10 protein-coding genes are annotated in these 13,679 nt (G+C 60.0%); 4 read left to right on the top strand and 6 right to left on the bottom strand.

Annotation, left to right across the window (positions count from 1 at the left end):
• Positions 1 to 52 precede the first annotated feature (52 nt).
• Positions 53 to 2,257, bottom strand: a complete 2,205-nt coding sequence (locus tag FEE99_RS16125) for an OsmC domain/YcaO domain-containing protein (RefSeq protein ID WP_041480435.1) — start codon at positions 2,255 to 2,257, stop codon at positions 53 to 55.
• 220 nt (positions 2,258 to 2,477) lie between these two features.
• On the opposite strand from FEE99_RS16125, the gene FEE99_RS16120 reads away from it, so the two are divergent.
• On the top strand, positions 2,478 to 5,087 hold the full coding sequence (locus tag FEE99_RS16120) for a bifunctional diguanylate cyclase/phosphodiesterase (RefSeq protein WP_041480436.1): 2,610 nt from the start codon (positions 2,478 to 2,480) through the stop codon (positions 5,085 to 5,087).
• 3 nt (positions 5,088 to 5,090) lie between these two features.
• Here the strand turns inward: FEE99_RS16120 and cydB are convergent, their stop codons facing one another.
• From cydB to ppk2, 5 genes are all read right to left on the bottom strand, one after another.
• The gene (cydB, locus tag FEE99_RS16115; protein ID WP_041480437.1) at positions 5,091 to 6,092 is read right to left on the bottom strand and encodes a cytochrome d ubiquinol oxidase subunit II; all 1,002 of its coding nucleotides are present in this window, start codon (positions 6,090 to 6,092) and stop codon (positions 5,091 to 5,093) included.
• 12 nt (positions 6,093 to 6,104) lie between these two features.
• Positions 6,105 to 7,478: a cytochrome ubiquinol oxidase subunit I gene (locus tag FEE99_RS16110; protein WP_041480438.1), complete on the bottom strand. Its 1,374-nt coding sequence runs from the start codon at positions 7,476 to 7,478 to the stop codon at positions 6,105 to 6,107.
• Between the two features lie 3 nt (positions 7,479 to 7,481).
• The gene (locus FEE99_RS16105) at positions 7,482 to 7,871 is read right to left on the bottom strand and encodes a VOC family protein (RefSeq protein WP_041480439.1); all 390 of its coding nucleotides are present in this window, start codon (positions 7,869 to 7,871) and stop codon (positions 7,482 to 7,484) included.
• Positions 7,872 to 7,894: 23 nt separating this feature from the next.
• The gene (locus FEE99_RS16100; RefSeq protein ID WP_041480440.1) at positions 7,895 to 8,110 is read right to left on the bottom strand and encodes a hypothetical protein; all 216 of its coding nucleotides are present in this window, start codon (positions 8,108 to 8,110) and stop codon (positions 7,895 to 7,897) included.
• Positions 8,111 to 8,817: 707 nt separating this feature from the next.
• On the bottom strand, positions 8,818 to 9,633 hold the full coding sequence (gene ppk2, locus FEE99_RS16095; RefSeq protein WP_041480441.1) for a polyphosphate kinase 2: 816 nt from the start codon (positions 9,631 to 9,633) through the stop codon (positions 8,818 to 8,820).
• 190 nt (positions 9,634 to 9,823) lie between these two features.
• On the opposite strand from ppk2, the gene FEE99_RS16090 reads away from it, so the two are divergent.
• The 3 genes from FEE99_RS16090 (at position 9,824) to msrA (ending at position 13,626) form a co-directional block, all read left to right on the top strand.
• The gene (locus FEE99_RS16090; protein ID WP_041480442.1) at positions 9,824 to 11,950 is read left to right on the top strand and encodes a TonB-dependent receptor family protein; all 2,127 of its coding nucleotides are present in this window, start codon (positions 9,824 to 9,826) and stop codon (positions 11,948 to 11,950) included.
• 238 nt (positions 11,951 to 12,188) lie between these two features.
• Positions 12,189 to 12,974 (top strand): enhanced serine sensitivity protein SseB, encoded by a 786-nt coding sequence (gene sseB, locus FEE99_RS16085; protein WP_041480443.1) that lies wholly within the window; start codon positions 12,189 to 12,191, stop codon positions 12,972 to 12,974.
• Between the two features lie 145 nt (positions 12,975 to 13,119).
• Positions 13,120 to 13,626 (top strand): peptide-methionine (S)-S-oxide reductase MsrA, encoded by a 507-nt coding sequence (gene msrA, locus FEE99_RS16080; protein ID WP_016774420.1) that lies wholly within the window; start codon positions 13,120 to 13,122, stop codon positions 13,624 to 13,626.
• Positions 13,627 to 13,679: the final 53 nt, after the last annotated feature.

Below are 13,679 nucleotides of genomic sequence, written 5' to 3'. Positions count from 1 at the left end.
GTCCGATCGCGGCCCGAGCCTCCGGCAGCTCCTACATTTGGATCGCCTGCTCTCAGCGCGACAAGGTTGTCCCATTCGCCCGCGCCGCATGCAGCTTTTTATAGCTTTCGATCAAGCGCAAATGCCGATCCAGCCCTTCCAGCTTCATGCTCGTCGGCGTCAAACCGTAAAAACGCACACTGCCATTCACCGAACCAATCGCAGCATCCATACGCTCGTCACCAAACATCCGACGGAAGTTGGCCTCGTAGTCTTCCAGCTCGAGATCCTCGTCCAGCTCCATCTCCAGCACCACATTCACAGCCTGATAGAACAAGCCACGCTCAACGGTGTTGTCGTTGTATTGCAGGAACGCCTCAACCAGATCCTTGGCCTCGTCAAACTTCTGCAGCGCGAGGTAGATCAGCAGGCGCAGTTCCAGAATCGTCAGCTTGCCCCACGGCGTGTTGTCATCGAACTCGATGCCGATCAGTGTGGTGATATCGGTGTAATCGTCCTGCTCGCTGCGCTCCAGCCCCTGAACGAGGTTGCGCAGGCCGACTTTGCTGAGGTTGTGCAGGTTAAGGATGTCGGCGCGGAATTGCAGGGCTTTGTTGGTGTTGTCCCAGATCAGGTCTTCGATCGGGTAGATCTCCGAGTAATCCGGCACGAGGATGCGGCAGGCCTTGGCGCCGATGTGCTCGTAGACCGCCATGTAGACTTCCTTGCCCATGTCTTCGAGGATGCCGAACAGGGTCGCGGCTTCTTCGGCGTTGGAGTTTTCGCCTTGGCCCGAGAAGTCCCATTCGACGAATTCGAAGTCTGGCTTGGCACTGAAGAAGCGCCACGACACCACACCGCTGGAATCGATGAAGTGCTCGACAAAGTTGTTCGGTTCGGTCACTGCCTGCCCCGAGAACGTCGGCTGCGGCAAGTCATTGAGGCCTTCGAAGCTGCGGCCCTGGAGCAGCTCGGTCAGGCTGCGTTCCAGCGCGACTTCCAGGCTCGGGTGCGCGCCGAAGGAAGCGAAGACGCCGCCAGTGCGCGGATTCATCAGGGTCACGCACATCACCGGGAATTCACCGCCCAGCGAGGCGTCCTTGACCAATACCGGGAAGCCCTGCTCTTCAAGGCCTTTGATGCCGGCGAGGATGCTCGGGTATTTTTCCAGTACCTCTTGCGGTACATCCGGCAGGGCCATTTCGCCTTCGAGGATTTCGCGTTTCACCGCGCGCTCGAAAATTTCCGACAGGCACTGCACCTGCGCTTCGGCCAAGGTATTGCCGGCGCTCATGCCGTTGCTGAGGTAGAGGTTTTCGATCAGGTTCGACGGGAAGTACACCACCTCACCGTCCGACTGGCGCACGAACGGCAGCGAGCAGATGCCGCGCTGGGTGTTGCCGGAATTGGTGTCGTAAAGGTGCGAGCCACGCAGTTCGCCATCGCGGTTGTAAATGCCGAGGGTGTAGTCGTCGAGAATCTCGCTTGGCAATTCGTCCTTAGGACCCGGCTTGAACCACTTCTCGTCCGGGTAATGGACGAATTCGGCATTGGCGATGTCTTCGCCCCAGAACTGGTCGTTATAGAAGAAGTTGCAATTGAGGCGCTCGATGAACTCGCCCAGCGCCGACGCCAGTGCGCCTTCCTTGGTCGCGCCCTTGCCGTTGGTGAAGCACATCGGCGAATGCGCGTCGCGAATGTGCAGCGACCAGACGTTGGGCACGATGTTGCGCCACGAGGCGATTTCGATCTTCATGCCGAGGTCGGCGAGGATCTTCGACATGTTGGCAATGGTCTGTTCCAGCGGCAGGTCCTTGCCGGCGATGTAGGTGCCTGCCTGGGAATCGGACTGAGGCATCAACAAGGCCTGGGCATCGGCGTCGAGGTTGTCGACTTCTTCGATGATGAACTCGGGGCCGGTCTGCACCACTTTCTTCACGGTGCAACGGTCGATGGAACGCAGGATGCCCTGGCGATCCTTGTCCGAAATATCGGCGGGCAATTCGACCTGAATCTTGAAAATCTGGTTGTAGCGGTTTTCCGGGTCGACGATGTTGTTCTGCGACAGGCGAATGTTCTCTGTCGGAATATTGCGCGTGTCGCAGTACAGCTTGACGAAGTAAGCCGCGCACAAGGCCGACGACGCCAGGAAGTAGTCGAACGGCCCCGGTGCCGAACCATCACCCTTGTAGCGAATTGGCTGATCGGCGATCACCGTGAAGTCGTCGAACTTGGCTTCAAGTCGAAGGTTGTCGAGAAAGTTGACCTTGATTTCCATGCGGGATTACCAGAATACGGCTAAACGAATGGCGGCCATTATCCGGTTTTTGTGCGGGAAGTCTCGCCCTTTCGGGATTCGCCGCTGGCCGGCGCTGCTGGAAATTCCGGCAGATTCGCTACACTTTGAAAAAATCCAGGCGATACCAATAACAACAATCTGAACATTGTGCGCTCGCCATTGTTCTAGATTCAGAAGACACCGGATCAAGGACGAGCACATGGCCGTTATTCTCCCTGCGCAGCCAATCCCCACCCCGCAACGCGCCGTGACCCGGCGCCTGGCCATCGCCGTTGGCGCACTGTTTGTTGCGGGTGTCATCGCCGCGATCAGCACCTTGCTTGGCATCGCCAATACCCTGGATGCGAAAGATCTGGAACAGAACCAGTTCTATTCCGTGCGCGCCGTGGAAAACCGCATCACCGCGTCGAAAAACTACATCACCAGTTATGCCTACTGGACCCGCGCCTATGAGGCCTTGAGCGGGTCGATCGACGTCAATTGGGCCTACACCGAACAGAACATGGGCAAGACGCTGTTCACCAGCGACGGCTACGACGGCGTGTTCGTCCTTGATCGCAATCGCACCAAGTACGCGGTGATTCGCGGGCAGATGGTTGAAACCGACGTATCCAGCGTACTGCAAGCGCCCGCCTCGGCGCTGGTCGAGCAGGTGCTGAGTCAGCCTGATCTGACCAAGCCGATCAGCAGTTATTCATTGTTCGAAGGCTGGCCGGCGCTGATCACCGCTGCCGCGATCATTCCCAACGACGAGCGCCCGCTGGATGAACTGAGAAACACCTCGGTGCTGGTGTTCGTCGACAAGCTGACCCCGACCAAACTGCGCAAGATCGGCAGCGGTTATGGCCTGACGAACCTGACCCTGATCCCGGATGAAACCATTGAGAAAGGCCATCCAAGCGTGCCGCTCGACAGCACCGGCTACAGCCTGGTCGCCGACCTGCAACGGCCCGGTCAGCAATTGTTGTGGACGCTGGTACCCCCGCTCGGCGCGACGTTTCTGGTGCTGATGCTGCTCACCGCCTATTTTTTCCGCCATGCATTGCGCTCATCGCAATACGTCGACAACAGCATTCATGCCATGCAGGCCTCGAATCAGGCACTCGAGAAAGCCAATCATGCCCTCGAAGCCAGTGAAGAACGCTTTCGCGCCGTGGCCGAAGCGGCGTCGGACTGGATCTGGGAAGTTGATGATCAGTTGTCGCTGACCTATCTGTCGGCGCGCTTCAGCGAAGTCACCGGTTACCCGCAAGCTCTATGGCTGGGCCAGGACATCGGCGAATTACTGACTTGCGACACCACACCACTGGAGCTGTGGCTGCGCAAACTCAGCGAAGAAAACAGCGCCGGCGACTTGCGCTGCACTTATCGCGATCACTCCGGGCAGCCGCGCCACTGCCGGCTCTCGGCGCGGCCGATTTTCGACAAGAACAGCGTCGTCGGCTATCGCGGTACTGCCAGCGATATCACCGACGAAGTCGCCGCCCATGCGCAGATCCAGCACCTGTCGATGCATGACGCCCTGACCGGCCTGCCCAACCGCAACAAACTGGCGCGTTATCTGGATGAAGTGCTGATATTGAAAGAACACTCGCCACCGCTGTCGCTGCTGATGATCGATCTGGACAACTTCAAACCGATCAATGATTCCCTCGGCCATCCTGCCGGTGACGCGGTTCTCCAGGAAGTCGCCACGCGCCTGCGCGAATGCACCCGCGAGCACGACATCGTCGCCCGCCTCGGTGGTGATGAATTCGTCGTGGTGCTCAACGGAATGGACAGCCATAACGAGATCGACAAATTCTGCACACGGCTGATCGGCAGCCTGCATCAACCGATCAATTACGAACAACATCCGCTGCACATTGGCGCCAGCATCGGCATCGCCCTGAGTCGTCGACACGGTTTTGCCGCCAGCGATCTGATCCGCTACGCCGACATCGCGCTGTATCAGGCCAAATCCGACGGCAAGAACACCTGGTGCTTCTTCGAAGCGCACATGAGCGACCAGATCCAGACGCGCCGGCAAATGGAAGATGACCTGCGCCATGCGCTCAAGCACAACGAATTCGTCCTGCACTATCAGCCGCGCTACAAGGTTGATGGCAAGCACATCGTTTCGGTGGAGGCGCTGGTGCGCTGGCAGCATCCGACCCAGGGCCTGCTCGGGCCGGACGTGTTCATTCCGCTGGCCGAACAGACCGACCTGATCGTCCCGCTGGGCCGCTGGGTGCTGCGCGAAGCCTGCGAAACCGCGCTGGAATGGCCCCATGACATTCTGCTGTCGGTCAACCTCTCGCCTGCGCAGTTCGCTCTCAGCGATGTCGTCGAGGATGTTCGTGAAGTGCTGGTGGATACGCGTTTCCCGGCCAGCCGTCTGGAGCTGGAGATCACCGAAAACGTGATGCTCAACGACACCGACGGCGCGCTGACCACCATGAATCAGCTCAAGGAGCTCGGCGTGCGTCTGAACATGGACGACTTCGGCACCGGTTATTCGTCGCTCGGTTACCTACGCGCCTATCCATTCGACGGGATCAAGATCGACAAACGCTTTATCGCCTCGATCAGCAGCGGCGCCAACGACCGTGCCGTGGTGCAGGCGATCATCGGTCTGGGCAAAGCCATGGGGCTGACTGTGACCGCCGAAGGCGTCGAGACCGAGGAGCAACTGGCGATTCTCGGCAAGGATCAATGCAACGAGGTGCAGGGCTATTTCATGAGCCGGCCGATCGACAAGGCGGCTTTTGCTGATCTGCTACGGGCTTCGCGACTGTCGCTGGTGAGCAAAAAAGGTCGGGTGACGTGAATGTCAGCCATCGCTGGCAACGCGCACCTTGCCGCTGAACACGCGGAAACCGAAGGTGTTGTAGGTCAGGGTTATCGGTATGAGTACGGCGAATCCGACCAGCATGAAGATCTGGCTGTTCGGGCTTGAGGCTGCTTCGCTCAAAGTCAGATCCGGCGGAATGATGAATGGAAATAGCGCGACCAGCATCACCGCGAAAGCCAGCACGAAAACGCCCAATGCGGCGAACAACGGCACGCAGTCAAAGCGCCCGTGAAAACCTTTGCTGAACCCCCATCCTAGAGTGCTGAGGATCAGCCCTGCCGCCAGCCACAGCCGAATATCGGCAAGCCGCCGGGCATATTGCGGCTGCAACGTCGCCGTCCATGCGATCAGCACCAGCAATAACGCCACGACGACCAGCGCCAAGACGCGGGCCTGGCGGGCCGAGTGCTGCTGCAGTTCATCAAGGGTCCGCCAGTACAGCCAGCACGTCCCCAGCCAGACGTAACCGAGTACCAGCACTAAACCGCAAAATACCGGGAACGGATTCAGCCAGTCGCGGCCATCGCCAATGTACTGACCGCCCTGATGCGCAACGCCTTGCACGAGAGTGCCGAGCACCATGCCCTGGACCAACCCGGTCAGCAGCGAAGCCAGGGCCAGCACGCCGTCGACGATGCGCTTGCGTGTTTCATTCGGTGCGTAGTCGCGAAACTCCAGCGCCATGGCCCGCGCAATCAAGGCCAGGAACATCACGATAAACGGCACATACAGGGCCGGCAGCAAGATCGCGTACGCCAGCGGAAACAGCGCCAGCAGCCCACCGCCGCCGAGCACCAGCCAGGTTTCGTTGGCGTCCCACACCGGCAGAATTGACACCGCCATCACCCTGCGCTGCTTGCTGCAAGCCGTGAGCCCCATGAGCATGCCGACGCCCAGATCGGTGCCGTCAAGCACCACGTAGTTCATGACCGAGAACGCCAGTGCGGCGGCGCACAACAGAGTCAGCCAGTCCGTGTCCATGTCTGCCACTCCTCAGTGCCCGGTTTCGTCGGCAAGGGTGGGCTGCGGCCCGGGTTGATCCTGCTGCGGCGGCTCGCGCAACAGACGCAGCAACACCCACAGACCGATGCCGAAGATCAGCAGATAAAACAGCAGAATCAGCCACGTCGACCCGACGACTTGAGCCTTGGACACCGACGACAGACTGTCCGCCGTGCGCATCAATCCGTAAACCGTGAACGGCTGTCGCCCCACTTCGGTGACGACCCAGCCGCTGAGCATGGCCAGAAACCCCGCCGGTGCCAGCAGCACGCACGCGCCCAACCACCGCCGCGCCGTATACAGGCGATTACGTCGGCGCAGGATCAGGCTGACCACACCCTGCCCAAGCATCAACAGTCCCAGCCCGACCATCAGCCGAAATGCGAAAAACACCGGCGCGACGGGCGGGATGTCCTCAGCCGGGAACTCATCAAGCGCGGCGATGGTGCTGGTCAGGTCATGCTGCAGGTAGAGGGAACCAATGCGCGGAATCGCCACCTCCCAGTGGTTGCGGCGCTCTTGCATATCCGGCCATGCGAACAGCCGCAGTGGCTCCCCAGCCCCTTGGTCCGGGCGCGTCCATGAGCCTTCGATGGCCGCCACTTTCTGCGGCTGGGCTTGCAAACTGTGCCGGCCATGCAGGTCCCCGACAACGATCTGCACCGGCATCAGCAGCGCAATCACCCACAGCGCCATGGAAAATTGCAGGCGCGCGCGCGGGTTTGCCGAGGCCTTGCGCAATTGCCAGGCACTGATCCCGGCAATCAGCGTCGCGCTGCCGATGAGCACGGCAAGCAGCATGTGCGCCAGGCGATAGGGAAACGAAGGGTTGAAGATGATTGCCCACCAGTCCTCGGCGAGGAAACGCCCTTCAGCGCCAATCGAATAGCCGGCCGGGGTCTGCATCCACGAATTGGCGGAAAGAATCCAGAACGCGCTGATCAGCGAGCCCACCGCCACAGCGCAGGTGGCAAAAAAGTGCAGACGCGGGCCGACTTTCTTCAGGCCGAACAGCATGATGCCGAGAAATCCCGCTTCGATGAAAAACGCCGCCATCACTTCATAGAACATCAGCGGACCGAGGACATCACCGGCCTGCACCGACAGCCGCGACCAGTTCAGGCCGAACTGATACTCCAGAATCAATCCCGACGCCGTGCCCACTGCGACATTCAGGGCAAACACTTTGAGCCAGTAACGATAAACATCCAGATAAACCTGGCGCCCGGACCTCAACCACAACGCCTCCAGCACCAAGAGGAAATTCGCCAGACCGATGCTGAACGCCGCCAGCACGATGTGAAAGCTGATCGTGATTGCGAACTGAGCGCGGGCCGCCATCAGGGCCGAATCAACGGGCTCCATCCATCAGCCGCTGTAGAACACAGCCAGCTTGTTGCCTTCGGGGTCGCGCAGATAGGCCACGTAAAAGTCCGGCGTATAGGCCTCGCGAGTGCCAGGCGCGCCTTCGTCGCTGCCGCCATGGTCGAGCCCGGCCTTGTGCACCTGATCGACCTTGTGCCGCGAGTCGGCGCGAAACGCCGGCATCATGCCGTTGCCTGGTGTCGCCGGCTCACCATTGAACGGTTGCGAGATGTGCACGCTGCCGGGGCCGTTGGACTTGTCGATGCAATCGGGCAGGTAAAAACAGTAGTGTTCTTCGCGATCATGCCGGTAGCCCAGCGGCGTCAGAATCGCCTTGTAGAAAGCTGCCGAACGCTCGACGTCGTTGGCGCCGATAAACAGATAACTGAGCATGGGACGTCCCCCGATGACAGCTGTCAGCGCTGCGGCTGTTCTTGGTTCAAGGTGAAAACATTGCCGGCGTCACGCACCAACTGGCGCCATTCGGCACTGGTGATCAGGCCTTGCTCCTCCATCTGATCCGCAGCCTTGAGCAGCTCGTCATATTGCTGTTCCGGATCCAGATCGCCCTCGGCCTGCTCTGCCATCTTGCGCCATGCCGCCAGTGATGCCTTCTTTTGCTGATCGAACATACCGGTATCTCCTGAGGGACTTACCCGGTAGAAAAATCAGCGCGAGAGAGGTTCAGGGCAGACGACGGATGGACGGTTGATGCGCAAAACCTTGTCGGAATGAGCCTGCTCGCGATAGCGATATATCTTTCAAAAAATTTGAATGTGCCTCCGTCATCGCGAGCAGGCTCACTCCCACAGAAAAGCAAAATCAAAAGATCGCAGCCTTCGGCAGCTCCTACAGTTGGATCGCGTACCACCTCAAGAACAGGTCGGCTGTCAGGCCGCCTTCGCGAGCAGGCTCGCCTACAAAGCAAACGCAAAGCAGCGCAGCTGCCCGCGGCAAAGCCGCCCCACTCAACAATGAGCGCAAGCTCGAGTACTGCTTTTGATCTTGATCCACCGGCGACGTCGGAAGGCTGAGTGGAGGGATTGATCCGGGCGTGGGAGCGCAGCGACCGTTCGACGAAGTCGAACACAGCGGAAGGAGGTGCAGCGAAGCAAACCGGAGCCGCTGCGCCCGGATCAGTCCCGGAGCGAAGGAACCCGAGCCTGCGAGGGCCGAACGCAGGAGCAAAGCGTTTTGGTTACTTTTGGGCGTCTGCAAAAGTGACCCGCTGTAAGAGCGGAACCGCCAGCCGCAACACCCGAAAAAACGGATATACACCCAAAACCCCAAGAGCCTGGTCGGCCCAAAGGCCGCCAAGCCCCCAAAAACCCCGCAAATGTCAAAACCGCTCCGCCACCCGCTTATACGGATAGTCCGGCTCCCGGTACTTGCCCGGCTTCTGCCGTTTCGGCAACTCGACCTTGTCGCGCTTCACCTCTTCATAGGGGATGCGACTGAGCAGATCAGTGATGATGTTCAGCCGCGCACGACGTTTGTCATTCGAGTCGGCAACCCTCCACGGCGCCCAATCGGTGTCGGTGTGCTTGAACATCTCGTCCCGCGCCCGTGAGTAGTCATACCAGCGGCTGTAGGACTTCAGATCCATGGGTGTCAGTTTCCAGATCTTGCGCCCGTCATTGATTCGCGCTTCGAGCCGGCGGGTCTGTTCCTCCGGACTGACCTCAAGCCAGTACTTGAGCAGGATCACCCCCGAATCGACGATGGCGTTTTCCACCCACGGGATCGACTTGAGAAACTTGTCGGCCTGCTCCTCCGTACAAAAACCCATGACCCGTTCGACACCGGCGCGGTTGTACCAACTGCGGTCGAAAATCACCACCTCGCCGCCCGCCGGCAGATGCGGCAGATAGCGCTGTACATGCATCTGACTTTTTTCTCGATCGGTTGGCGCCGGTAATGCCATCACGCGGAACACCCGTGGGCTGACGCGCTCCGTGATCGCCTTGATCACCCCGCCCTTGCCCGCACCGTCGCGCCCTTCGAAAACAATACAAACCTTGACACCTTTGGCGATGACCCACTCCTGCAGCTTGACCAGCTCAACGTGGAGCTTGCGCAGCTGTTCGAGATAGTCCTTGTTTTTCAAGCGCGGACGTTCGATTGCCTTTGCAGGTTTCTTCTTGTCTTTCGCCATGAACCTGTCCTCGCGCTTCAACAGCCCGCTGAATTTGTTTATTGACCCGAAGGGCCTGATCCGTGAGGTTAGTTCACGCCCGGTTGTTTGCCATTGCCGGGCAAAAAAGCCCTGTCGCCATGTGTTTCCTGAGATTGTTCCGACGTCGCACTGTTCATTGCCCGATCCCCTGTTTGCTGGAGTTTTTTCGATGCCGTCGTCCAAATCATTGCCCACTGCCCTGCTCGGTCTGGCCCTGGCCTGCCCGGCGCTGGCCGAGACCCAAGGTCTGGAGCTGGGGCAAGTGCTGATTTCGGCAGATGAGCGCAGTGGCAGCGATGCAGCGGTCGAAGAAGCGCGGGAACGCCTTGAGCAGGTTCCCGGCAGCACCAACGTGGTCGACATGCGCCAGCCGATTCAGGGCCGCGTTGCCAGCAATCAGGATGTGCTGGCCTATCAGCCGGGGGTGTATGCACAGTCGGCGGGCAACGAAGGCGTGAAGATTTCCATCCGTGGTTCAGGCATCAACCGCGCACCCGGCGCCCACGCCTCGGGGCTCTACACGATGCTGGATGGCTTGCCGCTGACCGGCCCCGGCGGCACACCTTATGAATTGCTCGAGCCGTTGTGGGTCGACCATGTCGAAGTGCTGCGCGGCGCCAACGGCTTCGATCGCGGCGCGCTGGCGCTGGGCGGCGCTATCGATTACGTCAGCCACACCGGTTACACCGCGCCGAAGCTGCAAGTGCGCTACGCCACCGGCAGCCATGGCTATCAGCAGCGCCAGGTCAGCTCCGGGCAAGTGCTGGGAGATTTCGATTACTACGTGTCCCTGACCGATGCCAACGCCGACGGCTATCAGGACCACACCGCCAGCGAGAGCAAAGGCCTGGTCGCCAACTTCGGCTATCGCTTCAACCCGAATCTGGAAACCCGCTTCTACTTCCGCTATCGCGAAACCGACAACGACCTCGCCGGTCGCGTGACCAAGCATTCCATCGAACACAGCCCACGGGCAGCCAATCCGGCGTATGTGGCCCGCGATGACAGCCGCAAGCAACCCGGCAGTACGTTCATCGGCAACAAGACCACGTTCTACCTCGACGACGATTCGAGCATCCAGACCGGCCTCGCCTACCACGACTACCCGATGGATCTGCGCGAAGGCCCGAACCGGCTGAAGGTGGCTTATACCGACGTCAGCGGCACCTTCGACTACAAACGCCGCGACACCCTGTTCGGTATGGAAAGCCGCAGCAATGTCGGCCTGCGCGTGACCAAGCATCTGCCCAACGATGGCGCCAGCGAGTTCGTGCGCATCCCGAGTGGCAACACCGCCAGCTATGCCCCGGGCACGCGGATGCGCAACTTCACTTATCAGGGTTCGGACACCGTCCTGCATTTCGGCAATGACCTGGAAATTGCCGACGACCTCTGGCTGACCACCGGCCTCGCCGCGATCTACACCCGCCGCGAAAGCGCCGTGACCTATCCGCAGGGCGGCGGCAAGACCAGTCTCAGCGACTGGGACTATGCACCGCGCATCGGCCTGCGCTACCAGATCACCCCGGACGTGCAAGTGTTCGGCAACCTCAGCCGCTCCGTCGAAGCACCGCACCCGTGGTCGCTGATCTACAGCTCCAACGTGCGCTTCCCTGCCGGCAACGGCGCCGCCACCGGCACCCAGCGCGACCCGATCGAACTGCAAAACCAGACCGCGACCACTCTGGAACTCGGCGGCCGTGGCGACAGCCATTTGGGCGAATGGAGCCTGGCCTGGTACTACGCGCAAGTTCGTCACGAACTGCTCTCGGTACTGCCGGACGCCAACGCCGTCACGCCCTACGAACTAAACGCCAGCCCGACCGTGCACCAGGGCATCGAGGCCAGCCTGAACAGCAAACTCTGGACCGCCGCCGACGGGCGCCAGTTGAGCTTTCGTCAGGCTTACACCTTCAGCGACTTCCACTACCGCGACGATGAGCGCTTCGGCGACAACCGCTTGCCGGGCCTGCCGATGCATTATTACCAGGGCGAACTGCGTTACGACTGGCCGCAGGGCTTCTTCGCCGCCGTGAACACGCAACTGGTGTCCAAAGTTGCCGTGGACTACGCCAACAGCTACTACGCCGATCCGTACGCCCTGTTCGGCGCCACCCTGGGCTACAACGCCCCGAAGGGCGACTGGCAAGGCTGGGTGGACATGCGCAACCTGACCGGCAAGCGTTATGCGGCAACGGTCACGCCGGGGTATGACGACAAGGGAGTGGACGCCGCGCGGTCGACGCCGGGTGAAGGGACGGGGGTTTATGTTGGGGTTTCGTGGAGTTTGCTATAAGACCCAACGCGAAATTCAAATGTGGGAGCGAGCCTGCTCGCGAAAGCAATGTATCAGCCGTGAGTTATTTCAACTGACACGACGCCTTCGCGAGCAGGCTCGCTCCCACAGTTGGCTTTGTGGTGTTGGTTAGAACGACGCAGGATTCGAATCTCTGGACGAGTATCATCGTGACAGCACGTCTCCTCGGACCGACCAGATAATCATCGCTCTCCATTGAAAATAACGGACTGACCTCATGGATACTTCCCAAGAAAACCCTCTGGAAACATCGCTCCGACTGGCCGCGGACGAACCCGCGCATCGCCCTGAGTTTTATCGCACCCTTCTGGACTCGACCGTCTACATCCTCGGCACCGCCGGTGCGGCGCAAGGTCATGTCAATCTCGAAGCCGGCAGCAACATCAGCATCGCCCATTGGCAGAAGCCCGATGGCACGCCTGTCATTCCGTTCTTCTCCTCGCTGCCAACGCTGCAACAATCCATCGACAGCGAACAGAGCTATGTGGAGATACCGGCACGATCATTGTTCGAAATCACGCTGGGCGCGCTGCTCTTTCTGAATCCGAAGTCGCCGTACGGCAAGGAATTCCTTCCGGATGAAGTGCAACGGCTGCTCTCAGGCGAAATCGGCCGGCCCGCCACGCAGCGCACCGTTGAAAAAGAAACCAACGTGTTGCTTGGACAGCCTTCGGACTACCCATCGACGATGGTCCATTCGCTCTCGCAACTGCTGGCCAAACACGCCAATGTGAAACGCGCGTTCCTGGCGCTGATGCACGACACCTCGGTTGATGAAAAGCCGCACCTGATCGTTGGCATCGAAGCGGATGGTGATATCGAACAGGTCATGCGCGAAGCCGGCAATGTCGCTGGGGACACAGCCCCTGATGGCGGGCCGGTTGATTTTTGCCGCGTGCTGACGGGACAAGCCGGGCTGAGTGATTACTTCCTCAAGGAGACCAAACCGTTCTACGAGCGCAAGTCGCCAAGCAAGCTGCGTTCGTTCTTTGGCTTTGGTTGAATACGATCTGACGAAGATCGCAGTCGCCTGCATGTCGCTTGATCAGCGAGCCAGTGGTCGATTCTGATGAGCGTGACCTTGGATTCTCTCAACCCGCCCTCATAACAGTTGATATCCCCCATCGTCTCGAGAGGAAGCACACACCATGACCACTCAAACCGAAACTGCCATTCTCGCCGGCGGCTGCTTCTGGGGCATGCAGGATCTGTTGCGCCGCTATCCGGGTGTGCTGAAAACCCGCGTCGGCTATACCGGCGGCGATGTGCCGAATGCGACCTATCGCAACCACGGCAACCACGCCGAAGCCATCGAAATCGAGTTTGATCCGGCCGTGATCAGCTACCGGCAGATCCTCGAGTTCTTCTTCCAGATCCACGACCCGAGCACGCCCAACCGTCAGGGCAACGATCTTGGCCCAAGCTACCGGTCGGCGATCTACTACCTCAACGACGAGCAGCGCGCCGTCGCTGAAGACACCGCCGCCGACGTCGACGCATCGAAATTGTGGCCGGGCCGAGTGGTTACGGAAATAGAACCGGCCGGGCCATTCTGGGAAGCGGAACCCGAGCATCAGGATTATCTGGAGCGGATTCCGAACGGCTACACCTGCCACTTCATCCGACCGAACTGGAAACTGCCCAAGCGCGGTTGAAGAGAGGGATCGGCGGGGCTTCAGTGCTTCGCCACCGCCCCGCCCTGATCAAA

It is taken from the genome of Pseudomonas sp. ef1 (assembly GCF_007293365.2).
Classification (GTDB): Bacteria; Pseudomonadota; Gammaproteobacteria; order Pseudomonadales; family Pseudomonadaceae; genus Aquipseudomonas; species Aquipseudomonas siliginis.
The sequence above is the reverse complement of the archived record's forward strand: the minus strand, read 5'-3'. Positions and strand labels throughout refer to the sequence as shown.

What these genes read in the sequence shown, in the direction of transcription:
- FEE99_RS16100 (WP_041480440.1), bottom strand. Translation starts at nt 8,110, where the DNA reads ATGTTCGATCAGCAAAAGAAGGCATCACTGGCGGCATGGCGCAAGATG.
- ppk2 (WP_041480441.1), bottom strand. Translation starts at nt 9,633, where the DNA reads ATGGCGAAAGACAAGAAGAAACCTGCAAAGGCAATCGAACGTCCGCGC.
- cydB (WP_041480437.1), bottom strand. Translation starts at nt 6,092, where the DNA reads ATGGACACGGACTGGCTGACTCTGTTGTGCGCCGCCGCACTGGCGTTC.
- FEE99_RS16090 (WP_041480442.1), top strand. Translation starts at nt 9,824, where the DNA reads ATGCCGTCGTCCAAATCATTGCCCACTGCCCTGCTCGGTCTGGCCCTG.
- FEE99_RS16120 (WP_041480436.1), top strand. Translation starts at nt 2,478, where the DNA reads ATGGCCGTTATTCTCCCTGCGCAGCCAATCCCCACCCCGCAACGCGCC.
- msrA (WP_016774420.1), top strand. Translation starts at nt 13,120, where the DNA reads ATGACCACTCAAACCGAAACTGCCATTCTCGCCGGCGGCTGCTTCTGG.
- FEE99_RS16110 (WP_041480438.1), bottom strand. Translation starts at nt 7,478, where the DNA reads ATGGAGCCCGTTGATTCGGCCCTGATGGCGGCCCGCGCTCAGTTCGCA.
- FEE99_RS16125 (WP_041480435.1), bottom strand. Translation starts at nt 2,257, where the DNA reads ATGGAAATCAAGGTCAACTTTCTCGACAACCTTCGACTTGAAGCCAAG.
- FEE99_RS16105 (WP_041480439.1), bottom strand. Translation starts at nt 7,871, where the DNA reads ATGCTCAGTTATCTGTTTATCGGCGCCAACGACGTCGAGCGTTCGGCA.
- sseB (WP_041480443.1), top strand. Translation starts at nt 12,189, where the DNA reads ATGGATACTTCCCAAGAAAACCCTCTGGAAACATCGCTCCGACTGGCC.